The sequence below is a fragment of the Sulfitobacter aestuariivivens genome (genome assembly GCF_014763045.1).
Taxonomy (GTDB): domain Bacteria; phylum Pseudomonadota; class Alphaproteobacteria; order Rhodobacterales; family Rhodobacteraceae; genus Sulfitobacter; species Sulfitobacter aestuariivivens.
Map to the genome: position 1 here is coordinate 253,091 of NZ_JACTAG010000001.1, position 24,013 is coordinate 277,103.

29 protein-coding genes and 1 tRNA gene are annotated in these 24,013 nt (G+C 59.9%); 19 read left to right on the forward strand and 11 right to left on the reverse strand.

The window, feature by feature from the left end; all coding sequences use genetic code 11:
- Positions 1-8: 8 nt before the first annotated feature.
- The 8 genes from H9Q16_RS01120 (at position 9) to H9Q16_RS01155 (ending at position 7,013) form a co-directional block, all read left to right on the forward strand.
- Positions 9-506 carry a sarcosine oxidase subunit gamma gene (locus tag H9Q16_RS01120; RefSeq protein WP_246455410.1) on the forward strand — a complete coding sequence of 166 codons (498 nt, stop codon included), beginning with the start codon at positions 9-11 and terminating at the stop codon, positions 504-506.
- 55 nt (positions 507-561) lie between these two features.
- Complete coding sequence (locus tag H9Q16_RS01125; RefSeq protein WP_191073546.1) at positions 562-876, forward strand: hypothetical protein; 315 nt, start codon at positions 562-564, stop codon at positions 874-876.
- 118 nt (positions 877-994) lie between these two features.
- Complete coding sequence (dnaG, locus tag H9Q16_RS01130; RefSeq protein WP_191075111.1) at positions 995-2,959, forward strand: DNA primase; 1,965 nt, start codon at positions 995-997, stop codon at positions 2,957-2,959.
- 138 nt (positions 2,960-3,097) lie between these two features.
- Positions 3,098-5,077 (forward strand): RNA polymerase sigma factor RpoD, encoded by a 1,980-nt coding sequence (rpoD, locus tag H9Q16_RS01135; RefSeq protein ID WP_191073547.1) that lies wholly within the window; start codon positions 3,098-3,100, stop codon positions 5,075-5,077.
- A 245-nt stretch (positions 5,078-5,322) separates the two neighbouring features.
- Positions 5,323-5,736: a hypothetical protein gene (locus H9Q16_RS01140; RefSeq protein WP_191073548.1), complete on the forward strand. Its 414-nt coding sequence runs from the start codon at positions 5,323-5,325 to the stop codon at positions 5,734-5,736.
- A 12-nt stretch (positions 5,737-5,748) separates the two neighbouring features.
- The gene (locus H9Q16_RS01145; protein WP_191073549.1) at positions 5,749-6,144 is read left to right on the forward strand and encodes a hypothetical protein; all 396 of its coding nucleotides are present in this window, start codon (positions 5,749-5,751) and stop codon (positions 6,142-6,144) included.
- The gene (locus H9Q16_RS01150) at positions 6,141-6,548 is read left to right on the forward strand and encodes a hypothetical protein (protein WP_191073550.1); all 408 of its coding nucleotides are present in this window, start codon (positions 6,141-6,143) and stop codon (positions 6,546-6,548) included. The genes H9Q16_RS01145 and H9Q16_RS01150 overlap by 4 nt, the downstream gene beginning before the upstream one ends.
- A 42-nt stretch (positions 6,549-6,590) precedes the next feature.
- The gene (locus H9Q16_RS01155; RefSeq protein ID WP_191073551.1) at positions 6,591-7,013 is read left to right on the forward strand and encodes a secondary thiamine-phosphate synthase enzyme YjbQ; all 423 of its coding nucleotides are present in this window, start codon (positions 6,591-6,593) and stop codon (positions 7,011-7,013) included.
- Positions 7,014-7,021: 8 nt separating this feature from the next.
- Here the strand turns inward: H9Q16_RS01155 and H9Q16_RS01160 are convergent, their stop codons facing one another.
- Positions 7,022-7,225, reverse strand: coding sequence for a dodecin family protein (locus H9Q16_RS01160; RefSeq protein ID WP_191073552.1), 204 nt, complete (start codon positions 7,223-7,225; stop codon positions 7,022-7,024).
- Positions 7,226-7,296: 71 nt separating this feature from the next.
- On the reverse strand, positions 7,297-7,968 hold the full coding sequence (locus H9Q16_RS01165) for an SDR family oxidoreductase (protein ID WP_191073553.1): 672 nt from the start codon (positions 7,966-7,968) through the stop codon (positions 7,297-7,299).
- 190 nt (positions 7,969-8,158) lie between these two features.
- On the opposite strand from H9Q16_RS01165, the gene nrdR reads away from it, so the two are divergent.
- Together nrdR and ribD are read left to right on the forward strand one after the other, a co-directional pair.
- Positions 8,159-8,626, forward strand: a complete 468-nt coding sequence (gene nrdR, locus H9Q16_RS01170; RefSeq protein WP_191073554.1) for a transcriptional regulator NrdR — start codon at positions 8,159-8,161, stop codon at positions 8,624-8,626.
- Positions 8,627-8,640: 14 nt separating this feature from the next.
- Positions 8,641-9,711 (forward strand): bifunctional diaminohydroxyphosphoribosylaminopyrimidine deaminase/5-amino-6-(5-phosphoribosylamino)uracil reductase RibD, encoded by a 1,071-nt coding sequence (gene ribD, locus H9Q16_RS01175; protein ID WP_191075112.1) that lies wholly within the window; start codon positions 8,641-8,643, stop codon positions 9,709-9,711.
- Here ribD and H9Q16_RS01180 read toward each other — a convergent pair.
- From H9Q16_RS01180 to H9Q16_RS01190, 3 genes are all read right to left on the reverse strand, one after another.
- Entirely contained in the window at positions 9,708-11,744 is a 2,037-nt protein-coding gene (locus tag H9Q16_RS01180; RefSeq protein ID WP_191073555.1) for a capsular polysaccharide biosynthesis protein, read from the reverse strand. The genes ribD and H9Q16_RS01180 overlap by 4 nt on opposite strands.
- A 4-nt stretch (positions 11,745-11,748) precedes the next feature.
- Positions 11,749-12,879 (reverse strand): polysaccharide biosynthesis/export family protein, encoded by a 1,131-nt coding sequence (locus H9Q16_RS01185; protein ID WP_191073556.1) that lies wholly within the window; start codon positions 12,877-12,879, stop codon positions 11,749-11,751.
- Positions 12,880-12,995: 116 nt separating this feature from the next.
- Positions 12,996-14,288 (reverse strand): capsule biosynthesis protein, encoded by a 1,293-nt coding sequence (locus H9Q16_RS01190; RefSeq protein WP_191073557.1) that lies wholly within the window; start codon positions 14,286-14,288, stop codon positions 12,996-12,998.
- 130 nt (positions 14,289-14,418) lie between these two features.
- Here H9Q16_RS01190 and H9Q16_RS01195 point away from each other — a divergent pair, with 130 nt between their 5' ends.
- From H9Q16_RS01195 to H9Q16_RS01215, 5 genes are all read left to right on the forward strand, one after another.
- Positions 14,419-15,006 carry a riboflavin synthase gene (locus H9Q16_RS01195; RefSeq protein ID WP_191073558.1) on the forward strand — a complete coding sequence of 196 codons (588 nt, stop codon included), beginning with the start codon at positions 14,419-14,421 and terminating at the stop codon, positions 15,004-15,006.
- A gap of 278 nt (positions 15,007-15,284) precedes the next feature.
- Positions 15,285-16,409: a 3,4-dihydroxy-2-butanone-4-phosphate synthase gene (gene ribB, locus H9Q16_RS01200; RefSeq protein ID WP_191073559.1), complete on the forward strand. Its 1,125-nt coding sequence runs from the start codon at positions 15,285-15,287 to the stop codon at positions 16,407-16,409.
- Between the two features lie 4 nt (positions 16,410-16,413).
- On the forward strand, positions 16,414-16,965 hold the full coding sequence (locus H9Q16_RS01205) for a 6,7-dimethyl-8-ribityllumazine synthase (RefSeq protein WP_191073560.1): 552 nt from the start codon (positions 16,414-16,416) through the stop codon (positions 16,963-16,965).
- A complete protein-coding gene (nusB, locus tag H9Q16_RS01210; RefSeq protein WP_191073561.1) occupies positions 16,962-17,429 on the forward strand; it encodes a transcription antitermination factor NusB in 468 nt (155 codons plus the stop codon). The genes H9Q16_RS01205 and nusB overlap by 4 nt, the downstream gene beginning before the upstream one ends.
- A 52-nt stretch (positions 17,430-17,481) precedes the next feature.
- Positions 17,482-17,790: a hypothetical protein gene (locus H9Q16_RS01215; protein ID WP_191073562.1), complete on the forward strand. Its 309-nt coding sequence runs from the start codon at positions 17,482-17,484 to the stop codon at positions 17,788-17,790.
- A 303-nt stretch (positions 17,791-18,093) separates the two neighbouring features.
- On the opposite strand, the gene H9Q16_RS01220 is transcribed toward H9Q16_RS01215, so the two are convergent.
- From H9Q16_RS01220 to H9Q16_RS01235, 4 genes are all read right to left on the reverse strand, one after another.
- The gene (locus H9Q16_RS01220; RefSeq protein WP_191073563.1) at positions 18,094-18,510 is read right to left on the reverse strand and encodes an SRPBCC family protein; all 417 of its coding nucleotides are present in this window, start codon (positions 18,508-18,510) and stop codon (positions 18,094-18,096) included.
- Positions 18,507-18,827, reverse strand: a complete 321-nt coding sequence (locus tag H9Q16_RS01225; protein WP_191073564.1) for an ArsR/SmtB family transcription factor — start codon at positions 18,825-18,827, stop codon at positions 18,507-18,509. The genes H9Q16_RS01220 and H9Q16_RS01225 overlap by 4 nt, the downstream gene beginning before the upstream one ends.
- A gap of 92 nt (positions 18,828-18,919) precedes the next feature.
- Positions 18,920-19,672 carry a COG3904 family protein gene (locus H9Q16_RS01230; protein WP_191073565.1) on the reverse strand — a complete coding sequence of 251 codons (753 nt, stop codon included), beginning with the start codon at positions 19,670-19,672 and terminating at the stop codon, positions 18,920-18,922.
- Complete coding sequence (locus H9Q16_RS01235) at positions 19,669-20,964, reverse strand: hypothetical protein (protein WP_191073566.1); 1,296 nt, start codon at positions 20,962-20,964, stop codon at positions 19,669-19,671. Before H9Q16_RS01235 ends, H9Q16_RS01230 begins: the two co-directional genes overlap by 4 nt.
- A 106-nt stretch (positions 20,965-21,070) precedes the next feature.
- Between H9Q16_RS01235 and H9Q16_RS01240 the strand changes: the two genes are divergently transcribed.
- Complete coding sequence (locus H9Q16_RS01240) at positions 21,071-21,532, forward strand: MmcB family DNA repair protein (protein WP_191073567.1); 462 nt, start codon at positions 21,071-21,073, stop codon at positions 21,530-21,532.
- An 85-nt stretch (positions 21,533-21,617) separates the two neighbouring features.
- Here the strand turns inward: H9Q16_RS01240 and H9Q16_RS01245 are convergent, their stop codons facing one another.
- The gene (locus H9Q16_RS01245; protein WP_191073568.1) at positions 21,618-21,815 is read right to left on the reverse strand and encodes a DUF6324 family protein; all 198 of its coding nucleotides are present in this window, start codon (positions 21,813-21,815) and stop codon (positions 21,618-21,620) included.
- 79 nt (positions 21,816-21,894) lie between these two features.
- Here H9Q16_RS01245 and H9Q16_RS01250 point away from each other — a divergent pair, with 79 nt between their 5' ends.
- Positions 21,895-22,377 (forward strand): GNAT family N-acetyltransferase, encoded by a 483-nt coding sequence (locus tag H9Q16_RS01250; protein ID WP_191073569.1) that lies wholly within the window; start codon positions 21,895-21,897, stop codon positions 22,375-22,377.
- Between the two features lie 52 nt (positions 22,378-22,429).
- A tRNA-His gene (locus H9Q16_RS01255) sits at positions 22,430-22,506 on the forward strand.
- Positions 22,507-22,609: 103 nt separating this feature from the next.
- Here H9Q16_RS01255 and H9Q16_RS01260 read toward each other — a convergent pair.
- The gene (locus H9Q16_RS01260; RefSeq protein ID WP_191073570.1) at positions 22,610-22,894 is read right to left on the reverse strand and encodes a DUF6476 family protein; all 285 of its coding nucleotides are present in this window, start codon (positions 22,892-22,894) and stop codon (positions 22,610-22,612) included.
- Here H9Q16_RS01260 and H9Q16_RS01265 point away from each other — a divergent pair.
- Positions 22,893-23,924: an RluA family pseudouridine synthase gene (locus tag H9Q16_RS01265; RefSeq protein WP_191073571.1), complete on the forward strand. Its 1,032-nt coding sequence runs from the start codon at positions 22,893-22,895 to the stop codon at positions 23,922-23,924. The two genes, H9Q16_RS01260 and H9Q16_RS01265, sit on opposite strands and share 2 nt — an antisense overlap.
- Positions 23,925-24,013: the final 89 nt, after the last annotated feature.

Below are 24,013 nucleotides of genomic sequence, written 5' to 3' on the forward strand. Positions count from 1 at the left end.
TGCTGCCGATGACGATCGGGTCGGTCACGGTGGTGGAGGCCGACCTGGGGGTGCTGACATCGCTGTCACCAGTCGGGGACGGCAAGGACTTTGCCGCTGCCCTCAAAGCCGCACATGGGCTGGGCGCACCCAAACCCGGGCGTGCGACCGGACGCGACGGCCAGCGTTGTTTGTGGTTTGCACGCTCTGAGGTGCTGCTGGCGGGGCCCGTGCCGGACAAGACGCTGGAGGCTCATGCCGCGGTGGTGGATCAGTCTGATGGCTGGGCCTGCGTCACTTTGAGCGGGGCAGGGGCGGTGGATGTTCTGGCGCGGCTGGTGCCGGTTGATTTCCGCGAAAGCATTTTCAAGCGCGGCCACACCGCGCGCACGCTGGTGCAGCACATGAGCGCATCGATCACGCGCACGGGTGCAGATACGTTTCTGATCCTTGTCTTCCGGTCGATGGCAGGCACGCTGGTGCACGAGCTAAAGGTGGCTATGGAAGCTGTTGCATCGCGCGGGTAATCTGGCGAATGAGGACCCGAATCCTCTTTTTGTGACACGCAATGGAGCACGTTCAATGTTCAGGACAACGATCATGGCAGCCGCCGCTGCCGCACTTGTGGCCACGTCGGGTCCGGGCCTTGCGGCCTCGAAAAAGGAAACCGATTGCACGCATCAGGCTGCCGTGGTGGCCGCCGTGCAAAAGGCGCGCCTTGACCGGGTGCGGGAAAGACAGGTGAAGGAAACGGTGCTGGCAGGTGAGGTCACCTGGCCCGAGCGGTACAACGCCGCGATCCCATTGTTCACCGCCGAGGTGTACAAGCTGAAGATGAAGGATGTGAAAAACACCGACATCAGCGCGCAATGGATGGACGTCTGCATGGCAAACTGAGCGGCTTTGCGGCGGGGCTCCTTGGGGGACCAGTCCCCCAATCCCCCTGGGATATTTGGGCCTGCAAAAGAAGATGGGGTGGGATGCGCTTGGAGGATTGCTGGTCTATGATGCACGCATGAGCCTGCCACCCGGATTCTTGGATGAACTGCGGACCCGTTCCAGCCTCTCGCAGGTGGTCGGGCGCAAGGTCATGTGGGACAACCGCAAGTCCAATCAGGGCAAGGGGGATATGTGGGCCCCGTGCCCGTTTCACCACGAGAAGACGGCCAGCTTTCACGTCGATGACCGCAAGGGATATTATTACTGCTTTGGATGTCACGCCAAGGGGGATGCGATTTCGTTTGTGCGTGAGACGGAGAATGTGAGCTTTATCGAAGCGGTCGAGATTCTGGCCCGTGAGGCCGGGATGGAAGTGCCCAAGCAGGACCCGCGCGCGCAGGAGAAAGCGGACAGGCGCACGCAACTGGCCGAGGTCACAGAAATGGCGGTGCGTTGGTTCCGATTGCAACTGCAGACCGGGGCGGCGGGCGAGGCACGCGATTATCTGGCGCAGCGCGGGCTGTCAGAGGCGGCATTGGAGCGATGGGAGATCGGTTTTGCGCCTGACAGTTGGCAGGGATTGTGGGATGCGCTGAAAGGCAAGGGGGTCGAGGACGATCTGATACTGGGTGCCGGGCTGGCCAAGCCGTCGGCCAAGGGCGGCAAGCCCTATGATACCTTTCGGGGGCGTATCATGTTTCCCATACGCGATGCGCGGGGCCGGGCGATTGCCTTTGGCGGCCGCGCGATGGACCCAAATGACAACGCCAAATATCTGAATTCGCCCGAGACGGAGCTTTTTGACAAAGGCCGCAGTCTTTATAATGTGCGCGAGGCGCGCACGGCGGCCGGCAAAGGGCAGCCATTGCTGGTGGCCGAAGGGTACATGGACGTCATCGCCCTGGTGGAGGCCGGGTTTGAGGCCGCTGTTGCCCCCTTGGGCACTGCCATTACCGAAAGCCAATTGCAGATGTTGTGGCGTATCGCGCCCGAGCCGATCATCACGCTTGACGGGGACACGGCCGGACAGCGCGCCGCAATGCGGCTGGTCGACCTGGCTTTGCCACAGTTGGAGGCGGGGCAAAGCCTGCGCTTTGCGGTTATGCCCGAGGGGCAGGACCCTGATGATGTGCTCAAGACGCAAGGGGCAGGCGCGGTCCAGAAGCTGCTGGATGCGGCGATGCCAATGGTCAGATTGCTTTGGCAGCGCGAGACGGAAGGAAAGGTTTTTGACAGCCCCGAACGCAAGGCGGCGCTCGACAAGGCGCTGCGCGAAAAGATCACCCTGATCAAGGACCCGTCGATCCGCGGCCATTATGGGCAAGAGATCAAGGATCTGCGGTGGCATTTGTTTCGCCCCGCAGCAAAGTCGCGCGGGCAACAAGGCGCGCGCCGTGTCTGGGGCAATGCGGCGCCACAGGCGCCGATGCCCAGCACCAAGGCCTCTGTTCTGGTGACGGATACGGAGGGGCGGTCAGCACAGCACCTGCGCGAAGCGGTGATTCTGGCGGCCTGTTTTCAATGCCCCGAGGTTGTGGAGGATTTTGAAAGCGGGCTGGAACAGATGATCTGTGCTGATCCTGCACATCGGGGCCTGCGTGATATCCTGTTGCGCCATGCCGATGACGGGGCTGCAGCGTTGCGTGAAAAAGTTTCCGCAGTTCTGGGGCCTGATGCCCTTGAAAACCTCACGGCACAGCGCCATGTCGCCATCACACCGTGCATCCGCAATCCCGGCAACCGGGAAATGGCACAAATGACGGTGGCCGAAGAGTTGGCCAAGCTGGAGGCAATGCGCGGGCTGGATGCCGAGATTGCCGAGGCGGTGGAAGACCTTAGTGGCGTGCCGGACGAGGGCGTTACCTGGCGACTGAGCGAAGCTGCACGCGCCGCAGATCGCGCCCGGCGCACCGGGCAGGAAGACAAGGCTGAATACGAGGTGGGTGACAATGGTGCCCGCATCAGCCGCGACGAACGCAGCGCACTGGACGCGCTGCTTGGAACGATTAAGTACGAAAAGAAGAAAGGCCACGGCAGATAGACGGCGTGGCATTTTCGCAGAGAATTTAGGAAAAATAAGGGTATCGCCTTTAAGAATCACTGCGGAACCCGCATGATTCGGAAAAACGAATCACTTTCGCGGGTGATTCGTTCAGGGACCCGCTTGAGGAGCATCATCATGGCTGCGAAAGACACCAACGAAGACGCCAAGCAGGAAGGCGACGGTCACTCGCTTGATATGAGCCAGGCGGCGGTCAAAAAGATGATCTCCGAGGCGCGCGAGAAGGGCTATATCACGTACGATCAGCTGAATTCGGTCCTGCCGCCGGATCAGGTGAGCTCCGAACAGATTGAAGATGTCATGTCGATGCTGTCGGAGATGGGCATCAACATCATCGAAGATGAGGAAGCCGAAGAGGAAGAGCAGAAAGGCTCGACCGAAATTGCGACCACTGACAGCGCCAAGGAAGTGGCGCTTTCCTCCGGCACCTCCGAAAAACTGGACCGTACCGATGACCCGGTGCGCATGTACCTGCGCGAGATGGGCAGTGTCGAACTGCTGAGCCGCGAAGGCGAAATCGCGATTGCCAAGCGCATCGAGGCTGGCCGCAACACGATGATTGCCGGCCTTTGTGAAAGCCCGCTGACCTTTCAGGCGATCACCATCTGGCGCGACGAATTGTTAAGCGAAGACATTCTGTTGCGCGACGTTATTGATCTGGAAGCCACCTTTGGCAACCAGCTTGGCGAGGAAGAGGAAACCACACCTGTTGTCGCCCCGGGGGGCGAGGCTAAGAAGGCCGATGGTGAGGAAAAGCAAGAGCTGGACGCAGACGGCAACCCGATCACAACCGATGATGACGACGACGACGAGGATGATCAGGCCAATATGTCGCTTGCCGCGATGGAGGCCGCGCTGAAGCCGCAGGTGCTTGAGGCGCTGGATATCATCGCAGACGATTATGCCAAGCTGAGCGACATGCAGGACAGCCGCATTTCCGCGACGTTGAATGAAGACAATTCGTTCAGCAACAAGCAGGAAGACAAGTATCAAAAGCTGCGCGCCGAGATCGTGTTGCTGGTGAATGAACTGCACCTGCACAACAACCGGATCGAAGCGTTGATCGACCAGCTTTACGGGATCAACCGCCGGATCATGCAGATCGATTCCGCGATGGTCAAACTTGCCGATCAGGCACGGATAAATCGTCGCGAATTCGTGACCGAGTATCGCGGGTATGAGCTTGACCCGAACTGGCTTGAGCGGATGGGCGAAAAGTCTGGTCGTGGATGGCAGATGTTCATCGAACGCTCGACCGACAAGGTCGAAGAACTGCGCGCCGACATGGCACAGGTAGGTCAGTACGTTGGTCTTGATATTTCTGAATTCCGCCGCATCGTGCAGCAGGTTCAGAAGGGCGAAAAGGAAGCGCGTCAGGCCAAGAAAGAAATGGTCGAGGCGAACCTGCGTCTGGTGATTTCCATCGCCAAGAAATACACGAACCGCGGCTTGCAATTCCTTGATCTTATTCAGGAAGGTAACATCGGCCTGATGAAGGCGGTGGACAAGTTCGAATATCGTCGCGGCTACAAGTTCTCGACCTATGCCACATGGTGGATCCGGCAGGCGATCACGCGGTCGATTGCGGATCAGGCGCGTACCATCCGTATTCCGGTGCACATGATCGAGACGATCAACAAGCTGGTGCGCACGGGCCGCCAGATGCTGCACGAGATCGGTCGCGAGCCGACGCCAGAAGAACTGGCCGAAAAGCTGCAAATGCCGCTGGAGAAGGTCCGCAAGGTGATGAAGATCGCCAAGGAGCCGATTTCACTGGAAACACCGATCGGCGACGAAGAAGACAGCCAGCTGGGTGATTTCATCGAGGACAAGAATGCCGTGCTGCCATTGGACAGCGCCATTCAGGAAAACCTCAAGGAGACCACGACGCGGGTACTGGCCAGCCTTACCCCGCGCGAAGAGCGGGTCCTGCGGATGCGCTTTGGCATCGGCATGAACACCGATCACACGCTCGAAGAGGTCGGACAGCAGTTTTCGGTCACGCGCGAACGCATCCGGCAGATCGAGGCGAAGGCGCTGCGCAAGCTCAAGCACCCAAGCCGCAGCCGCAAGTTGCGTAGTTTCCTCGATCAGTGATCTTTACTTATTGATGCATTCTTATAAGGCCGCCCACTGGGCGGCCTTGGCTTTTGGAAACCCTGATTTTGCTGGGGGTCCTTCGGGCTGTTGCGCGGGCAATTCATAACCTGTGCCGGCCAGCGGATTGGCGCGTCCGGCAGCGGTTCCCATCGCAGTGGAGTCACCCCAAGTGACGCGGACGTGATTTTGACGTGGGTCGGTGACGACCTATCTTGAGGGTAACTGAAAAAGTGGTCCCCAAGATGCGTTTTTTGATCCTTGCTTTGATGCTGCTGCTGTTGCCGCTGACCTCTGCGCAGGCGCAGGCCTACCGCGCGGAGAATCTGCTGATCGTGGTGCCATTGGGAGGCACAACTTTCGAAGTGATCGAAAGCCGTGGCGAAGGTCCGCGCGGCATTTGGTGTGCTGCGGCGAGTTTCGCCATCCATGCCTTGCGCACGCCGCGCGCCGAGCGGTTGTATGTCAAGACGCCGCGCGGCCCATCTGTCAGTGGTGTTGGCCGCACCTCTGTTGTCTTTACAACTGACCCTGCAGGCATTGTGGCACGTGACACCTATTCCCCGAGTTTGCGTCAGGCGGGGCAGACCCTGCCGGTGCACCACGCATACCAGTTCTGTAAGGATTACCAGTTCGAGCTTGAAGACATTTTTCCGTAGAAAGGGATTTCCATGAAACATTCAATCTTTCTGATATCAGCGCTGGCCTTGTTGGCAGCACCACTGTCGGCGCAAAGCTTGCGCGTCGAAAACCGCATCAATGTGAGCGCTGTCGCCGGCGGGTTTTCTGTTGCGACTGGCGGCGGATTTGGTGCGCGTGGCATGTGGTGTGGGGCAGGCGAATACGCGGCACGGGTCCAAGGTGCCTCTGGCACGACCCGGGTCTATGTGGCACAGCCACGCACCTCGGCCAATCGCGACGCGGTTGTCTTTACCACTGACCCGGCCGGTCTGACGCCAGTGCGGGTCTTCTCTGTCGGGGCCTCCATCCGGGATGCGGGCGCAAACCTGTCTGTGGATCACGCGCGATCGTTCTGCCACGATTTCCGACTGTCGAGCGGACGATGATGCGATTTGTCTGCGCACTGTGCTTTGGCATTCTGCCGGGTGTCCTGCCTGCCGCAACATTGGGAGAGGAAGACGGGATCACGGTCAACCGTTTGAATCAGAACGATTTTGAGGTGATTGACGGCAGCTTTTCCGGCGTGGCTGAGTATTTCTGGTGCGGTGCCGCGACCTTTGTCGAGCGTCGTAGTGGATTGCCCGGTCTGACAGAGATTTACATCAAGCAACCCATTGGCCCGAGCGTGACCACGCCGGGGCGCAAGGGAGTGGTGTATTCCTTGTCCGATGCCGGTTTGCCGCCCGGACAAGACAGTTTGACGCTGTCGCTGGATCGTGCCGGTGCGATGATGACGGCTGTGAAAGCGCGCAGTTATTGCCGTGATGCCTTTACGCGGTCGACCAAATAGCGGCCTTGCCGGACAGTCGACAGATCGGGCACCATCACACACATGCAGACGTCCTTTCGCATTCGTACCACAGGCCAGGGCCTATATGAGTTTACCCGTGACGCCGCAACGTGGGTTGGAGGGCAGGGGACCGGTCTGCTGACGCTGATGGTGCGGCATACCTCGGCGTCCTTGCTCATACAGGAGAATGCCGACCAGGATGTGCAGCGCGATTTGAAAAGCTATTTCGGGCGGCTGGTGCCGCCTGCGACGGATCCATCCATGTCGTATTTGCGGCACACGATGGAGGGGCCCGACGATATGCCTGCACACATCAAGGCCGCGATGATGCCGGTCAGCCTTTCGATACCTGTGCAGGGCGGTCAGATGCAGTTGGGTACCTGGCAGGGGATCTATCTGTTTGAGCACCGCGATGCGCCGCACACCCGTCAGGTGGCGGCGCACTTTTCAGTGGATCGGCTGTAATCGTGTGATTAGTCGTCCAGCATGAAAGTGACCATCAGGTTCACCTGATAGTGCGAGATTTTGCCGTCTTCGATCTTGCACCGCTGTTCTTTAACCCACGCGCTGGTCACATTGCGCAGGGTCTTGTTGGCCCGGTCAATGCCTTCCTTGACGGCGGCATCAAAGCTGTCGGGGGACGTTGCGGAAATCTCTGTTACACGTGCGACGCTCATGGTGGTCTCCTTTGTTGGTGGGTTATTCAGGGATGCCGTGCCGCGCCCACCGCGCGGCCTGGCGATGGGTGTTAGCCTGTGGGCATGAGATGAATCTCACGGATGCTGGCCCGGTCGGGCGCATCGAGCGCGTGCATCACAGCACTTGCGACATCTTCGGGCTGCAGCTTTTCAGGCTTGGCCTCATCGAAAAAGCCGGTGTTGACCATACCGGGCGACACGACCATGCAGCGGCCCCCCCATTCTGCCATCTCGTCCGCAAGGTTGCCGGCGAAACCGTGGATGAACCATTTGGTCGCGCCATAGATCGACCCCTTGATGTGCCGCCGCCCCGCAGCAGAGCCGGTGACGACATATTGTCCCTTGTTTTTTCGCAGGTGAGGCATTGCTGCGTGGGCCGTATAGAGCGCGCCCATGATGTTGATGTCGACCATGCCTTTCCAGTCTTCGGGGTCGCCCTTTTCCGTGCCCGGTTTGTCCGTCCCGCGCCCGGCATTGGCAAAGGCGGCATCGACGCCACCGAAGGTATCGGCCAACTGGTCGAGCGCCTTTTTCTGATCTCTGTAGTTTGTCGCGTCACCCGGCAGGACAACCGCCTGCGCACCGATATCTTTGGCAAGGCCTTCGAGGACATCCTTGCTGCGCGAGAAAAGCCCGACGTTCCAGCCTGCGGTGACGGCGGCACGTGCGGTTGCAGCGCCAATTCCGCTGGAGGCGCCGGTGATGAAAAGCGTTCTGGCCATGATCTTCCTGTCCGTTTGAGAGTGTCAAAAGGGTAACGCGCGAACAGACCGTTGGGTTCAGGTCACATTTTCACACGCAAGATGTAGAGCCGCATTTCGCCTCTACCCAAAACCTAGAGAACCCCCTATAAGTCTGCGCAAGAGGGCGGTACGCCCCACAAGCGAGGCAGGATAGAAAAGGGGAACGGCTATGCGCTGCCCATTTTGCGGAAATATTGACACCCAGGTAAAAGATAGCCGACCCGCGGAAGACCACGTGTCTATTCGCCGTCGTCGCTTTTGTCCGGCGTGTGGCGGAAGGTTTACCACCTACGAACGCGTCCAGTTGCGTGATCTGGTGGTGATCAAGACCAGCGGCAAACGCGAAGACTTTGATCGTGACAAGTTGGAGCGATCGATCCGCATCTCGATGCAAAAGCGGCCGATTGAGCCAGATCGTATCGACCAGATGATTTCGGGCATTGTCCGGCGACTTGAAAGCATGGGCGAGACGGATATCAACTCCAAGCAGATCGGTGAGATCGTGATGGAGGCTCTGGCCCGGATCGATACGGTTGCCTATGTTCGTTTTGCCAGTGTTTACAAGAACTTCCAGGCGGCTGACGATTTCGACAAGTTCGTGCAGGAACTGCGGCCCGAACAGCCCAACGAGGAGTGAGCGACAGCCGCTTCATGACGCTGGCCCTGTCTTTGGGCCAGCGCGGGCAGGGCCGCACATGGCCCAACCCGGCAGTCGGATGTGTCATTGTCAAAGAGGGTCGGATCATCGGGCGCGGCTGGACCCAGCCCGGTGGCAGGCCGCACGCGGAAACCCAGGCATTGGCGCAAGCCGGGCAAGGTGCGTATGGGGCTACGGCCTATGTCACGCTTGAACCCTGTGCCCATCACGGCCAGACCCCCCCCTGTGCAGAGGCATTGATCACCGCAGGCGTCGCGCGCGTTGTTGTGGCCCTGACGGATCCGGATCCGCGGGTCAGTGGTAAAGGGCTGACGATGTTGCGCGATGCAGGGATCGCGATCACCACCGAGGTTTGTGCGGCGCGCGCGCGCCGGGATCTGTTGGGGTTTTTGCTGCGCAACGAGGTTGGGCGGCCTGCGCTGACGCTCAAGCTCGCCGCGTCCTTTGACGGCCGGATTGCGACCGGAAGCGGAGAGAGCCAGTGGATCACAGGGCCAGAGGCCCGTCGACTAGTGCACGCCATGCGCGCCAGTCATGACGCGGTGATGGTCGGCGGAGGGACAGCGCGCAAGGACGATCCCAGCCTGACGGTTCGTGATATGGGGATCAGCCACCAGCCCGCGCGGGTTGTGATTTCTCGTCGGTTGGACTTGCCGTTGATGGGGAAACTGGCCCGCACCGCATCTGACACGCCGGTGATCCTGTGTTGTGGCCATGATGCGGACAAGACGTTGATGCGGACATGGACCGATTTGGGGGCCACCTTGCTGCCCTGTGCGGCCACGGCGGGCCAACTTGATGCAACTGATGTCATGCATCAATTGGCCAGTCACGGTTTGACACGGGTGTTTTGTGAAGGCGGTGGCGCGCTGGCGGCGTCTTTAATCGAAGCCGATCTGGTCGATCATCTTATCGGATTTACCGCAGGAGTGGTGATCGGGGCAGAGGGGCGGCCGGGGATCGGTGCGCTGGGTATCGCCAACCTGTCACAGGCGCCGCGATTTGATTTGCGCGAGACGCGAACTGTGGGCGCAGATACCCTGCACGTCTGGGACCGCCTTTAGCCACGGCGCCAGAGGTGGGCCTGACTGGCAAAGACACCCTGAAGTTTCGAAAGCAGGCGGTTGCCAGTGTCGGGGTGGGGGACATCGCCCGTTGCCAGCCGATCCACCACAACCTCTACCGGACAGGCCAGCCCGGTTCGGGGATCCAGATAGCGCGGGTAGTCGATCAGCGCTGCATGCACCAGCCCGTCGAGCGTGGGCTGAGCACGCCTGCGGGGGGGCACGTCGCCCAGATCTTCGGTCAGGCCCCATCCCGCGTAAAACGGCACGCCGAGGGTGGTGACCGAGACACCGCGCAGCAGTGCTTCAAAGCCAAGGAGCGATGTCATGGTCCAGACGGCATCGACCTTGCCTAGCAGTGCCACCGGGTCGGCCCGTTCCACCACATGATCGGCCATCTGCGTGGCATCGATGGCTCCTTTGCGCAGACCTGCCTCCACATCCGGATGGGGTTTGTAAAGGATCACAGCGTCGGGGTTGGCGGCGCGTGCCGCCTGCAGCAAGGCAAGGTTTGTCGACACCGCATCGGTGCCCTTGAGGATAGACGCATCGTCTTCAACCTGCCCGGGGACCAGAATGCGCCTGCCTGCCCGGAGTCCGTCAAGTTCAGGATCGCCGCCAAGATTGTATTTGCTGACCCCTTGGGCCGACAGCGTCTCGATCAAGTGGCGGGCGCGTCTTTGCTGGTCGGGGCGCAGGGTGGCGCGGGCTGCGATCCACTTTTCCAAACGGCTGGGCGTGCCGGGGTCGTAGTAAATGCCCAGATCGTCACACACCAGTGACAGGGGGGGGACCAGCTCTGCCCCGAGCCCTTTCGAGCGCAAAAATCCATCCTCGACACGCAGGGCATCGGCATGACCGACGTCGGCCTTGCCAGCCCAGACCATCCAGGGTTTTTCCTTTGCGCGCGCTTTTGCGGGGTGGTCCTCAAAAACGATGGGCTTCACGCTGCCAAAGAAGCGTTGCAATGGCTTGCGCTTCCAAAGCCGCATGTCAGAGGCGACCCAGCCATGGCGATCTTCGCGCCAGGCCCGGGCCTGCGCGGCGAACCCTTCGATGGCATCCTCAAGCGGGCACAATTGGTCCCGGTAGGGATCATGCCACGTAGGATAAAGGATCATTGCAGCCGCAAACAACTGCGCGCGCGTGAGCGTGCGCTGGCGGCGCTGGACGGGGAATTCATCTGCTGTCAGCCCCCATCCCGCATAAAATGGCTGCCCAAAGACCCGTGGCTTGTGGCCTGCGAAAATCGCCTCGAACCCAAGTTGAGAAGAGACAGTGTAGACACCGACGGCGCCATCAAACAATGTCCAAGGACTGATCGGATCACTGAGAAGTGAAATTCGGTCATTGACCACTTCCGCGCCTAAATGCCCGTCGCGAAAGCCCTTGGCGGTTTCGGGGTGTGTCTTGATGATAACCCGTGCGCCGGGGTGCTCTTCCTGAGCAAAGACCAGCATTTCAAGAAACCGGCCCAGATCTGCCCCCGATGCGGTGACAGACGCATCGCCCAGCGTCTGATCGATGACCAGCACATAGCCGGGCTCTGGCGCGGGCGCCAGCGTGTCGACGGCGGCGTATTTGGTCAGGTGCGCCTCAGCCATGCGCGCGATGGCGCCGCGCGCACGGTTCAGGAGGGCCGTGTCATCCAGCGGATGTTCAGCCAACAGGATTTCGAGGTCAGAGGGTTGGGCAGGGTCAAAATGGACCCCACGGTGATCAATCAGCAGACCAAGCGGTGGCGCGCCGCTGCGGCCGGGATGCAGGGAGCGCAAAAATGCGTCCTCGACGCGGACCACTGGCACCTCGCGCTGTGCGGCGACCTTCAGCCCCCGGTGTGCGGTGGGTGAGTTGCCCCAGACGGCGACGGCGTCCCCGATCTTGGGCATGCCGAGATGAAGCGAATAGCCCGCAAGCTGCAGGATCCGGCGCACGCGGCGTTGGGTCAGAAAACCGCCGTTATACGTAAAAAGCCGCCGGACCTTCTCAGGACCGGCGGCGGGGGTGTCATATATCTCAGGCCCTAAGCCCATGCGCCTATTCGGTCACCGCGGTGATGCTGGCAGCCGAGCTTGCGGTGCCGGTGATGGCAGTGATGACCTTGCTCCATTGGGTGAAGGGGGCTTCGGTCACATACAGCGTGTCGCCATCACGAATGACGAAATCGCGCGCCATGAACATGCCGTTGGGCTGCGTCAGGTCCAGCACGTAAACCATGCGCTGTGCGCCTACCAGATCGGCACGGCCGAGCACCTGATTGGCAATATCCTGCGGTTCATTGCGGAAAACAAACACGCCCGTGGGATCCGCGCTGCTGGCGCTAAGCCCGCCAACCTGTGCGATCCCCTCAATAGCGGAAAGCGTCTGGGTTTCGAACGGCACCAGGGCCTGCCCGCCTGTCGCGCCAAGGGCGGTGAAGGACCGGGTGTCTTCCTCGACCAGAATTTGATCGCCGCCGCGCAGGGCGATGTCCAATTGCGGGTTCTTGTACAGATCGTTGAACCAGATCTTGTCGCGCATGTTGCCGCGCACAACGGTGACCTGGGCGATTTCCGGCTCAATCGTTACGCCGCCCGCGCGCGCCAGCATCGTGCCAAGCGTGCGGGTGGGGCGTTCGATGGGATAGACACCGGCGGCACCTACCGACCCGATCAGCGCCACGGTTGACCCGTCACCCGCCGCGCGGCGCACTTCGACCTGAGGGTCTGGCGTTTGCTCGCCCAATTTATCGGTGATGATGCGACGGATGCCGTTTGGTGTATTGCCCGCAGCCTTGATACGGCCAGCGTAGGGGATGAAGATGAACCCGGCGCCATCGACCTGTACTTCCTCCAGGAGCGTCGCAGGCGCGCCTTCGACACCCAAAAGCGGATCATCGACATTCTCATAAACGGTGATGCCCAGCACGTCGCCGGGGCGGATCACATCCGACCCCAATTGTGCGGCATTCTTGAAGCTGTCGGAAAATCCAAGGGCGGGGACCACGGCGGTTGCGCGAGTGACCCTGTCATTGACCGAGACAACAAAAGCGTCGCCCTGCTGCTGGACCGAGCCTGAATATATCTGACGTTTGTTGGGACCCACCTGCGGCAATCCACATGAGGATATGACGGCCAACGCCGCCACTGCTGCGATGGGGCGCGCCCACCGGAAAACTAGGGATTTCACTGCCCGGTCTCCTCGACCTGTTCAACTCTGCCTCGGTATTCGCCGATTTTTCCGGCGTATTTTGTCGAACGCTATCGCAGGTTTTGTAGAAAATCCAGCGTTTTGCGCGGGCAAGCTCAGGTCACGACGCGCAACTGTTGCCTTGGGGCCGCGGTGCCTGTGGCGAAGGCATCATAGGGATCTTCCGCACTTAGCATCATGTCCACCACGTGTCGCAACAGCTGTCTGCGCCCGCGTGCGGCATAATACCCGCCGGGAAGCTGCGAGGTTTCAAGCAGATAACGGCGATAGTCTTTGTAGGCGCGATTGTCGGGACGGCTGGGGGTTGCAAAGAATTCTGCCAGGGGCTGGTCGGAGACAAATTCAGGTTGCGCATAGACGGCCCGCCCGAAAACCTTGAGCGGGATGCCGCGCCAGAGCACCTGTTGGCCTGCGGTAGAGTTCACGGTGACGGCTGTGCGCGCGTCGTTGAGAAGCTGCGCCAGCTTGCCGCCGCGCACATAATGGACCCGGTCGGCCACGCCGTGCTGGCGCGCCAGACGGCGCAGGTCACGGCGGACCGGCACGCGGCCGTCTTCCAGCGGGTGCGCCTTGACCACCAGATGGTGGTGGCGCGGGGCACCTTGTGCAAAACCCTCGATTACCACTTCCAGAAAATCGGACATCGTCTTGAACGGCGAATGCATCTGGAAAGAGCTGTCGTGCTCTAGCTGCAAAAGGGCAAGATGGTAGGGGAACCCCCCCAACCTGATGCGCAGCGTGGAAATGATACGATCCGCGGCAAGGGCGGGTCCCAAGAACAGGCGTTTGACGTAAAGCTGAAATTCCTTGCTGACGCTCAATGATCGATGCGGGCGAAAGTTGCGATAATCGCCGTTCCGGAACATCACGAACCAGTGGTAGAGCGCGCCGTAGAACACATGATGGCGCATGTCGCCCCAATGGGCCGGGGGCAGGGGCGCTTCCATATCTGATTGCGCCAGGGCGTGCTGCATCTGCGGGATGCTCATCTCCATCAGGCGCGAGTTGCCGTTGGAGCCGTCCCTTTCGTAGGTGACCCAATAGGGGCGCATGTAGCCCTCTTCGAACACATGCACAGACAATCCTTGTTCTTGTGCTTCTTTTATGGCCTCGGCATGGATCGGCCGGGTATCGCCATAAAGAACGATGTCGGTGATGCCCTTGTCGGTGATCAGGTTCAGAAAGGTTTCGCGCCACTCTGATGCCGTGCCGCGAAAGGGTATGTAGCTGCGCGGATGGAACCAGAAGGCCCGGTCGCCCGCGTTAAAGCCCACACGCCACACTTCGGCCCCTGCCAGCCGCAGCATCTTGCCCAGCCGGTTGAAGAAGGGTCCATGTGGCCCTTGCAGGAACAAAAACACCCGCTCTTCTGGGGGCCGTGTGGTCATCGGTGTCCTTTGTTGGCGTGTCTTTGCAGGTACAGGACCATAAAAGCTGGGCGAAATTGTGGCCCATGCCCCTCTTGTCAGAGGCGCGGGCGAGGGGTACGTCCCTATGAGGATAGGGGAAAAGACGCTTATGTTCACGGGGATAATCACCGATATCGGCACCGTCTTGGCGGTTGAACAGGAAGGCGATCTGCGGGCGCGTATCCGGACAGGGTATGACACGGCCAGCATCGATATGGGCGCCTCCATTGCCAGCGATGGCGTGTGTCTGACCGTCGTGGGCCTAGGCGAGGACTGGTACGAGGTCCAGATCAGCGCGGAAACGGTTGAAAAGACGAACCTGGATGGCTGGGTTGCCGGCACACGGCTAAACCTTGAGCGCGCGCTCAAAGTTGGGGACGAATTGGGCGGTCACATCGTATCGGGCCATGTCGATGGCGTGGCAGAGGTTGTGGCCATGCAGGATGAAGGCGACAGCACCCGCGTCACCTTGCGCGCGCCCGAAGCACTGGCGCGGTTTATCGCACCCAAAGGATCAGTGGCGCTGAACGGGACCTCCCTCACCGTGAACGCGGTCGAGGGCTGCGACTTTGGCATCAATTTCATTCCGCACACCAAGGAAGTCACCACATGGGGTGATGTGGCGGTAGGTGATCGGATCAATCTGGAGATTGACACGCTGGCCCGTTACGTCGCGCGTCTGGCAGAGATGTCATGACACCGGCGGTGTGGACCTGTTGGAAAGATATCTCTGGCTGCCGTTGCGATCACATTCAGGGGCGTTCTGACACCACTTCATTTCACCCTTTTGAAAATACCTGATCCGACGCGTGCGGCCGGAAAACGGCATAACTTATAGATGCGCAGCACCCGCAACCTGCGCCACTAACAGCACCCTGCCTTTGCGCTGCCCGGCAGGGGCAATCCCTATCACGAGGTCTGGCCTTCCCCCATGCCCTGCGATATCAGCGCGTCAAAGCCAAAGGGATAGGCCCCATGAACTTTGAAACGCCAGGCGCGGTCGAGACAAGCCTTTCTGACGCGATTTCACCGATTGCGGACATTATCGCGGATGCCAAGGCCGGGCGCATGTTTATTCTGGTTGATCATGAAGACCGTGAGAACGAAGGCGATCTGGTGATTGCCGCGGAATTCGCCGACGCCGATGCGATCAATTTCATGGCGACCCATGGGCGCGGTCTGATCTGTTTGCCGATGACGTCCGAGCGCATTGATCATCTGGGTCTGCCCATGATGGCTGTGAACAACTCCTCGCGGCATGAAACCGCCTTTACCGTCTCCATTGAGGCCCGCGAAGGCGTGTCCACAGGCATTTCCGCTGCGGACCGGGCGCTGACCATTGGCACGGCGATCTCAAGCCAGTCCGGACCGCAGGACATCGCGACGCCCGGCCACGTCTTTCCGCTGCGTGCGCGCGATGGCGGTGTGTTGGTCCGTGCTGGGCACACCGAGGCGGCGGTGGATATCTCGCGGCTTGCGGGCCTCCATCCGTCTGGCGTGATCTGCGAGATCATGAAGGAAGACGGCACCATGGCGCGGCTGCCCGATCTGGTGGCTTTTGGCAAAGTGCACGGCCTCAAGATCGGTACGATCAGCGATCTGATTGCCTACCGCCATAAACATGACAACCTGCTGGTGGAACGTGACAGCCGCACGGTGACATCGGCCTATGGTGGCGAGTGGCTGATGCGGATTTTCTCGGATCAGATCACGGGGACAGACCACGTTGTTCTGAGCAAGGGGGATCTGACCACCGGTGACCCTGTGCTGGTTCGCACCCACGCCATAAACGCATTGGAAGATATCCTTGGTCTGGGTCCCAGCCCGGCGGATGAGTTGCCCCGAGCGATGCAAATCGTTGCAGATGAGGGGCGCGGCGCGGTTGTGCTGTTCCGCGATCCCTTTCCCCGCCTGCGTCTCGAAGAAGATGAAGACGAGGGTCCGCGCACAATCAAGCGGACAGGACTGGGCGCGCAAATTCTGTCGTCCATGGGACTGAGCGAACTTGTGCTGCTGACGGACAATCCCGAAACCCGCTATCTGGGGCTGGACGCTTACGGTCTCGAGATCGTCGGTACCCGGCCCATCACATCGGAGTAGAGACATGGCATCAGCAGAAGCACACACCGTCCTGCCGCGCCCGACCTTTGACAAGCCTGTAAAAGTGCTGATCGTGGTTTCGCCCTATTACAGTGATATTGCTAAGGGGTTGCTGACCGGCGCCAAGGCCGAGCTTGACGCGGCTGGGGCCACCTATGATGTGGTCGAAATGCCCGGCGCGCTGGAAATCCCCACCGCTATTGGTATTTCGGACCGGCGCAGCAATTTCGATGGCTATGTGGCATTGGGCTGCGTGATCCGGGGCGAGACCACGCATTATGAGACCGTCTGCAATGACAGCAGCCGCGCACTGCAACTGCTTGGTTTGCAAGGGCTTTGTATCGGAAACGGTATCCTGACCGTTGAAAACAAGGGCCAGGCCGATGTACGCGCCGACCCGGCAGGCCAGAACAAGGGCGGAGGGGCCGCAGCGGCAGCCTTGCATCTGATCGCGCTGGCCCGTAAGTGGTCGCGCGAAACAAAGGGTATCGGTTTCATGCCACGTGGCGAAGATACGCTGATGGCAGGTAACCCGGGCGGAAACACGACCACATGAGCCTTTCCGGCAATCAAAAGCGCAAGATGAAATCCGCCGCCCGGCTTTATGCCGTGCAGGCGCTTTTTCAGATGGAGCATTCCAGTCAGACCATTGATCAGGTCCGCCTGGAATTTCTCGACCACCGCTTTGGCGCGACATATGAAGGTTCCGAAATGCAGGAGGGCGATATCGACCTCTTCAGCCGCGTGCTGGAACAGGCCGTGAATTATCAGGCCCCAATTGACCAGCAAACCGACCGCGCTTTGGTGGCGAAATGGCCGATCGCCCGCATCGATCCCACGCTGCGTGCCCTTTTCCGCGCGGCCGGGGCAGAATTTCGCGAAACCGGCACGCCGCCCAAGGTTGTGATCAGCGAATATGTTGACGTGGCACGTGCGTTCTTTCCGGAAGGGAAAGAACCCAGTTTCGTCAACGCCGTACTGGATCATATGGCGCGCGAGGCGCGGCCAGAGGCGTTTTGACCGCTTGAGTGGCGACAATAGGCTGCTATCTTGAAGGCAGGAGGGACTTATCATGCCCCGCATCGTCCGATTTTACATCATGCACTGTATCATTGGGTTCGCGATAGCGGCCGCTTTCGTCGCTGCGTTATTGTGGACCAACACCGCCAATCTTTGGCACCTTATCAGCACTTCTGATATTGGCGTCATGGCCGTCGTGGTATTCTGGGTTCTGAATGGCATCGTCTTTGCCGGCGTGCAGTCTGCCATAGCGATCATGCTACTGGCAGAGCGCAAGGACAAAGGCCCGAAAGGTGGCGCCGGGATATCAGCAGCGGTTCCTGCCAAGGCACAGGTCGCAGATATTCAAGGTTCACGGTGACCCGCGTTTAGGTCCACTGCAACCAACGGTCTGGCCTGCGCTAGTGGTTCAGGAACGACCTGCAAAATATTGTTATAAAAGAAAAATGTGTGATGGGACCGCGCTTGCCGGTCGGTTTTGATTCCCGAGGACCTGTATATACAGGTGGGCGCCGGGTAAACGAACCAGGGCTCGGACAGAGCCAGCTCCCTCGGATTTGCTTAAGGCCACTGGAATGCTACGTCACACGCGCAAGGCAGAACCCATCACACGACTCCATTTAAGACGACATGGCGCGCCCGACAATGGGCGCGCGCATGTTTGTCAGTCATTGATGTCGTCGCGCATCCGACCCAGGTGACCGTCCCACCCTTTGTCGAGCGCCATCATCAGACCGAAGGCTTCGGCGCCTTCCGGCAGACCCTCATGCTCCAGTGACAGCTGTGTGCCGCCCGGGACCTCGGTAAGGGTCCATTTTACGCGGCTTACGGTGTCCCCCATAGGTTTAATGGTAAACGTGTATTCCAGATAGCTGGGCGGCGTTGCTTTCAGCACCTCACCCCAGATCAGCAGGTCACCTGAATCGGTGCCGTACATCTCAAGCTTCTTGCCTTCCTCCAGCGGGATCTTGGGCGCATGGAACCAGACAGCCAGCTTTTCGGGCTGGGTCAGGTAGGCCCACACCTCCGCGCGCGGGGCGGCCAGCATAATGGATTTGCGCAGAATGGTCTTTGTGGTCATGTCTTGTCCTTTTCAATGGTCGTTTTGAGGGTCGACAGGCGGTCATCCCAAAATTGGTCGAAGAATTCGAGCCAGCTGAGCACGGGCGCAAAGCCCGCAGGGTTGATCCGGTTGATGCGTTCGCGTCCGCGTGCCTCGACGGTGATCAGGCCGCCATCGCTAAGGACGGTCAGATGCTTTTTGACAGCCGCGCGGGTCATGTCGAAGTGCGATGATACATCGGCGATTGTCATTTCATCCCGCGCCAGCATCCTCAGGATGTCGCGACGGGTCGGATCCGCCAGCGCGCGGAAACTGTTCTGATCAGAGCGGTTCATATGATGTAATACCTTTCGGTATCATTTATATGAAACCATATGGTACTATGTCAAGGCTAACCTGAAATGATCGAGATCGCGCGAGAAGCTCCTCAATTCTCTGGAATAAAACCGTAAGCCCTCAGTTCTTCGGGAAGCAGAATGTAGATTTCATCAGGCGGTGTGACCAGAGCGTGCTGCATGACCATTGGATCGATTCCCATGCGGTCGAGGTACTGCATGACCTGTCCCTGACGGCGCTGTATGTCCTCTACCGCGACAAAGGCGGGCAGAAGCGTGTTTTCCCCAAAGAAGTGTTGGTGCACGCCGACCGAGGCCGTTTCCGGGATGTTCCGCACGGCTCCGCCCGCCAGAATGTACGGACAGGCGGAATAGCAGATGTCGCCATCGCGCATCGTCGTTTCCATCTCTGCATCACGGATAAACCGGCCCAGATCCAGTGCGTCCTGCACGGAACCGCCGGGCGAGTTGAGGATGATGCGGCCCGGAGACGTGTTGAGACCTTCAAGTACACTCACGATCCGAGCGGCATCTCCGACGGAGATGCGACCTTCCAGCAGCGCTGACTGGCCCGCCTCCACCGGGGTGAGCACCAAACGTTCGGGTAGGGGGCTGGTGGGCATCGGTTGACCCGGTGCGGGTGCACGGTCAGTGCGAAAGCGGCGGGTCTGGTCGCCTGGGCGGATCGGTTCAGTCAGGGCTGGCGCCTTGGGCGCAAAAGACGGCAGGCGCAGACCATCGCGCAGATCACCCCAAAAGAGGAGTACCGCCAGCCCAAGCTGGAAGATCAGGACGCCCATCAGCACCCGGCCGACCGTGCCACGTTTTTGCGAGGCTGCGGTCATGAGGACTTCAACGGGGTGATTTGGGCTGGTGCTTCGGTTGGTTCGTCCGGGCTGTCTTTTGAGGGGCGCTCAAGCGCGCCGTCGATATCGCGCATGACCGCGACAGCGGCGCGCAGTTCGGCGAGGGTAAGCGTGTCTTCTATCGAGGCACCTTCGCGGCCTGACCGGATGGCGCCATGGGTGATCGCCAGAATGAAGACCAGAACACCCGGCAGAAGATCGATGGCAATCGCGCCGGCCCAGGATGGCACGAAATTGCGCGCATAGAGGATCACCGCGTCCGCGCTGGAGATCGGCGTGTAGGTTGTATCGCTTGGCGATGGCATGCCCATGACCGTCTGAGCGGCGCGCTCAAGCGTTGTCGCGCGTTGGGCAAGGACATCGAGCACGGATGTGATCGTGGCCCCCTGAGCGGTGCGGTCTGCGGCGTTGCTCGCATCCAGCTCTGGCAGGACGACGGAGGCGGCCAGGTCCTGTGCGGCGCGTTCCACAAGGGGGGCAACGGACAGTTGGCGCAATTGGGTGATCAGCCCAGCCAGACGGACGGCCTGCTCGGAAAATTCGACTGATCGTGCCTCAACCGGGCCCGGTTCCACCGTCAGGGCGCGCATTCGGCTCAGGATCTGGTTGCCTTCTGCAAACGCGGCGTTGACGAGCGGCGTTTGCGTGGCAATCTGCGCTTCCAACCCGCTGAGTTCGCTGGCTTTTTGCCGCAAGACCCGAAAGACCGCGCCGCGCCCTGCGAGGCCTGAAAGATTACCTGTGGCTTCCTGTTCACTGAGATCTTCAAAAGACTGCCGTACGCGGGCGACATCCCGCTCCAGCCCTTGCGCAGAGAGCGCAATTTCATGGGCGCGCTCAAGGGAAGATTGGTAGTCCTGCACGGTTTCTGCCAGATGCTGCTCTACCGCGGCAGAGCCCGCGAGTGCTGCGGCATTCAGCCAGCTGGACATGGCGACGATGGCCAATGAGCCCAGGCCCATCGTGCCCAGCAACCCCATGCGCGCGCGCGGCGACCGAACTGCAGGAAAGAGCCGTAACATATAGGACCAAAAGACAAATACCCCGACGGACACAGCGACAGAATAGGCAATAGCGGCAAAGGCCGACATCGCGCCGTTATCATCAAGCAACGACTGAACGCCGAGGTACGTGTAGATGCCGGAGGCCACGGCGAGCACGCCCAGGGCGGTGCCGGAAAACGTGTCGAGCCAGCCAAGGTGCCCTTCGAGCTCACGGGCATATCGCACGCCGCGTGCCTCTGCCTGGGTCAGTTTATGCGGATTGTCCATCTCGTTCCCCTTGCTCGCTTGCTTTCAAGATAGGGGTGATGCGTGTTTTCGCCAGCGGTCCGCTGTCGGGCTTGCAAATGTTCACGAAATGTTCATAAACTTTGGGATGCTTCATGATGATGTCCGATCGCCGCTCGCGGCCTTGCAGCCTGGTCAGCTTTTGGCCCGGGGTGTGGCGCGGCATCTGGCCAGCTATGGCTTCGCCTGTGTTGAAGAACTGGTGCCCAGCAGGGGTATGCGTGTCGACGTAATGGCACTTGGACCCAAGGGCGAAATCTGGGTGATTGAATGCAAATCATCGCGGGCTGATTTTACCTCGGATGCGAAGTGGCAGGGATATCTGGAGTGGGCGGACCGTTTCTTCTGGGCGGTAGACGAACATTTCCCGACAGATCTTTTGCCTGATGAGTCTGGTCTCATCATCGGCGACGCCTATGGGGCAGAGATCATCAGAATGCCGGATGAAACCAAACTGGCACCTGCGCGGCGCAAGGTGATCATACAGAAATTCGCCGTGCACGCCGCGCGCCGGCTGCATGCACTGCGTGATCCGGAAATGCTGTTGTAAGGTCAGGTCGGGTGCGATCGCCGGATCGGGCGTGGCGCCGCCGCGCTTATGGCCCTGCGGCGTTTTCTGTCAGCCGGTGCGATGGCTACTTTCGGCCCGCACGGCCGCCCCCGACGCGGTGGGCTGCCGCAGTAATCTCCTCGGCGATTTCCAGCGCTTCCTCAACTGTGAAATCCATAGGGATTTCAAAGCCTTGTCCTTCGATATAAAGGCGCACCATACCTTTGTCGGTTGGTCCGATCTGAAGGTTGGCTTCAATGTCACGTTCGTCGTTGATGCCCATGGGGGTGTCTCCGGTGTTGAGGGCTTTCGCTAACCTGCGCGGTCTTGAAAAGCAAGATGCACGGGGCGATGGTACGGTCATGGCTGATATCGAGATCAAGTCTTTCACCGCCGCTGACCGTGATTGGCTGGTGGCACAACATGAAGTGCTTTACGCGCGCGACGAGGGTTTCGACGGGACATTTGGCCCGCTGGTGGCGGGGATACTGGACGAATTCCTGGCAACCAATGATCCCGCCTGCGAGGCGGGCTGGATCGCCTGGGACGGGGAACGGCGGCTGGGCAGTATCTTTTGCGTGCGGCTGGATGAGGCGACGGCCAAGCTGCGGTTGCTCCTGCTGGTGCCAGAAGCGCGGGGCAAGGGATTGGGTCTTCGATTGCTCAGGCAGTGCATGGGCTTTGCAAAAGACCGGGGATACGAGGGCATGCAGTTGTGGACCCATCAAGAACATCGGGCGGCAGGCGCGCTTTATGCAAAGAATGGCTGGGAATGCGTGGATGAAAGACCCGTCACCTCCTTTGGCAAACACCTGATCGAACAGACCTGGGTGATCTCGTTTTGAGCGCTTCCGGGGTCTTGCATTCTGCGCGGCCCTTGGCTAAATCCCCCCCAGTGCCGCCTTAGCTCAGTTGGTTAGAGCGCTTGATTGTGGATCAAGAGGTCCCTGGTTCGAGACCAGGAGGTGGTACCACTTCTGTCAGACTGCCTTTTGCTGCAATGGTCAGCCATATGCGCGGCTGATTGGAGGCTCTGCCTCCAGATCTCCGGGATATTCTTCGCCAGAAGATAGAGGGCTATTCGATTGTGATTGTCTGGCGCACTGCGCCCGACGCGCGGTCGTAGATCAGAATGGTGTCATCGGTTGTGACGATGGCATACCAATCGCTTCCCACCGTATAGGCGGAGGCCTTGGTTCCGTCGGGAAGGGTGATGTTGGGTGGCATGACGGTTTGGGTTGGGCCCAGACGCGTGACAAAGAGACCTATGATCACTAGAAGACCGCAAATCATCACGGCGGTCAGTACCGTCACCAATCGCCGCAGGAACCGCAGGTTCGCAGGCTCTACCGGGTTTTCCATGATGCACCGCCTTGTCACATTTACCATTGCGGACGCGCCGCCATCGCGCCTTGATAAGGCGCTGGCGCGTGATGTTCCAGAGGGTGCCGCCTTGTCGCGGACACGGCTTGCCCGGTTGATTGCGGAAGGGGCGGTGTGTGTTGGGGGCAAGATTGAGAACGATCCCAAGGCGAAAGTCCCTGCTGGATGCCTGATCGAGATATCGGTCGAGGAGGCGGAGGACAGTCATATCCTGCCTGAGGATATCCCGTTGGATGTCGTGTTTGAGGACGAGGATCTGGTTGTTGTGAACAAGCCCGCGGGAATGGTTGTGCATCCGGCGCCCGGCACGCCGTCGGGGACGCTGGTCAATGCCTTGCTGCACCATTGCGGGGATACGCTGTCGGGTGTCGGAGGAAAGAAACGCCCGGGTATCGTGCACCGGATAGATAAGGAAACCAGTGGCTTACTGGTTGTTGCTAAATCTGACGCGGCGCATCATGGACTGGCAGAACAATTTGCGAAGCACAGTGTTGAGCGGTACTATCAGGCGCTGGTCTACGGCGTGCCTGATGCCAACGATCCGCGTTTGCGGGGTATCAAGGGGGCCTCGTTCGAACCAGGCAATATCCTAAAGCTGACCACCCAACTTGCGCGCCACAAGACGGATCGTCAGCGGCAGGCGGTCTTGTTTCATGGTGGGCGCCATGCCGTCACCCGTGCGCGGATCGTTGCACGGTTCGGCACGCCACCAGTGCTTGCCCTGATGGAGTGCTGGTTGGAGACGGGACGGACGCACCAGATCAGGGTGCATATGGCGCACGCCGGTCATGGGCTGGTCGGCGATCCCACCTATGGCGGGAAGCGCAAACTGGCGAAACGTGCGTTGTCTGAAGTAGCTTCCGAGGCGGTACAGCGCTTTCCGCGACAGGCGCTGCATGCCGCAGTGCTGGGATTTCGACATCCTATAAGTGCGGAAATGGTGCGTTTTGAGGCCCCGCTGCCGCAGGATATGGCGGATTTGCTGGAAAAACTGCACAGATCGGGATGAAATAAATCGCACAAAGGCGAGATATCACGGACCCGTGCCTCGCCCTTTACCGCTTGTTAGCTATTATGAACTAAACGACACCGTTTAGC

What these genes read in the sequence shown, in the direction of transcription:
- H9Q16_RS01125 (WP_191073546.1), top strand. Translation starts at nt 562, where the DNA reads ATGTTCAGGACAACGATCATGGCAGCCGCCGCTGCCGCACTTGTGGCC.
- H9Q16_RS01265 (WP_191073571.1), top strand. Translation starts at nt 22,893, where the DNA reads ATGATGCACCGCCTTGTCACATTTACCATTGCGGACGCGCCGCCATCG.
- H9Q16_RS01250 (WP_191073569.1), top strand. Translation starts at nt 21,895, where the DNA reads ATGGCTGATATCGAGATCAAGTCTTTCACCGCCGCTGACCGTGATTGG.
- H9Q16_RS01180 (WP_191073555.1), bottom strand. Translation starts at nt 11,744, where the DNA reads ATGGGCTTAGGGCCTGAGATATATGACACCCCCGCCGCCGGTCCTGAG.
- H9Q16_RS01155 (WP_191073551.1), top strand. Translation starts at nt 6,591, where the DNA reads ATGCAGACGTCCTTTCGCATTCGTACCACAGGCCAGGGCCTATATGAG.
- H9Q16_RS01260 (WP_191073570.1), bottom strand. Translation starts at nt 22,894, where the DNA reads ATGGAAAACCCGGTAGAGCCTGCGAACCTGCGGTTCCTGCGGCGATTG.
- H9Q16_RS01120 (WP_246455410.1), top strand. Translation starts at nt 9, where the DNA reads ATGACGATCGGGTCGGTCACGGTGGTGGAGGCCGACCTGGGGGTGCTG.
- H9Q16_RS01195 (WP_191073558.1), top strand. Translation starts at nt 14,419, where the DNA reads ATGTTCACGGGGATAATCACCGATATCGGCACCGTCTTGGCGGTTGAA.
- H9Q16_RS01150 (WP_191073550.1), top strand. Translation starts at nt 6,141, where the DNA reads ATGATGCGATTTGTCTGCGCACTGTGCTTTGGCATTCTGCCGGGTGTC.
- H9Q16_RS01235 (WP_191073566.1), bottom strand. Translation starts at nt 20,964, where the DNA reads ATGGACAATCCGCATAAACTGACCCAGGCAGAGGCACGCGGCGTGCGA.
- H9Q16_RS01215 (WP_191073562.1), top strand. Translation starts at nt 17,482, where the DNA reads ATGCCCCGCATCGTCCGATTTTACATCATGCACTGTATCATTGGGTTC.
- ribB (WP_191073559.1), top strand. Translation starts at nt 15,285, where the DNA reads ATGAACTTTGAAACGCCAGGCGCGGTCGAGACAAGCCTTTCTGACGCG.
- H9Q16_RS01230 (WP_191073565.1), bottom strand. Translation starts at nt 19,672, where the DNA reads ATGACCGCAGCCTCGCAAAAACGTGGCACGGTCGGCCGGGTGCTGATG.
- H9Q16_RS01245 (WP_191073568.1), bottom strand. Translation starts at nt 21,815, where the DNA reads ATGGGCATCAACGACGAACGTGACATTGAAGCCAACCTTCAGATCGGA.
- H9Q16_RS01240 (WP_191073567.1), top strand. Translation starts at nt 21,071, where the DNA reads ATGCTTCATGATGATGTCCGATCGCCGCTCGCGGCCTTGCAGCCTGGT.
- H9Q16_RS01190 (WP_191073557.1), bottom strand. Translation starts at nt 14,288, where the DNA reads ATGACCACACGGCCCCCAGAAGAGCGGGTGTTTTTGTTCCTGCAAGGG.
- ribD (WP_191075112.1), top strand. Translation starts at nt 8,641, where the DNA reads ATGACGCTGGCCCTGTCTTTGGGCCAGCGCGGGCAGGGCCGCACATGG.
- H9Q16_RS01220 (WP_191073563.1), bottom strand. Translation starts at nt 18,510, where the DNA reads ATGACCACAAAGACCATTCTGCGCAAATCCATTATGCTGGCCGCCCCG.
- H9Q16_RS01145 (WP_191073549.1), top strand. Translation starts at nt 5,749, where the DNA reads ATGAAACATTCAATCTTTCTGATATCAGCGCTGGCCTTGTTGGCAGCA.
- nrdR (WP_191073554.1), top strand. Translation starts at nt 8,159, where the DNA reads ATGCGCTGCCCATTTTGCGGAAATATTGACACCCAGGTAAAAGATAGC.
- rpoD (WP_191073547.1), top strand. Translation starts at nt 3,098, where the DNA reads ATGGCTGCGAAAGACACCAACGAAGACGCCAAGCAGGAAGGCGACGGT.
- H9Q16_RS01225 (WP_191073564.1), bottom strand. Translation starts at nt 18,827, where the DNA reads ATGAACCGCTCTGATCAGAACAGTTTCCGCGCGCTGGCGGATCCGACC.
- dnaG (WP_191075111.1), top strand. Translation starts at nt 995, where the DNA reads ATGAGCCTGCCACCCGGATTCTTGGATGAACTGCGGACCCGTTCCAGC.
- H9Q16_RS01140 (WP_191073548.1), top strand. Translation starts at nt 5,323, where the DNA reads ATGCGTTTTTTGATCCTTGCTTTGATGCTGCTGCTGTTGCCGCTGACC.
- H9Q16_RS01160 (WP_191073552.1), bottom strand. Translation starts at nt 7,225, where the DNA reads ATGAGCGTCGCACGTGTAACAGAGATTTCCGCAACGTCCCCCGACAGC.
- nusB (WP_191073561.1), top strand. Translation starts at nt 16,962, where the DNA reads ATGAGCCTTTCCGGCAATCAAAAGCGCAAGATGAAATCCGCCGCCCGG.
- H9Q16_RS01205 (WP_191073560.1), top strand. Translation starts at nt 16,414, where the DNA reads ATGGCATCAGCAGAAGCACACACCGTCCTGCCGCGCCCGACCTTTGAC.
- H9Q16_RS01165 (WP_191073553.1), bottom strand. Translation starts at nt 7,968, where the DNA reads ATGGCCAGAACGCTTTTCATCACCGGCGCCTCCAGCGGAATTGGCGCT.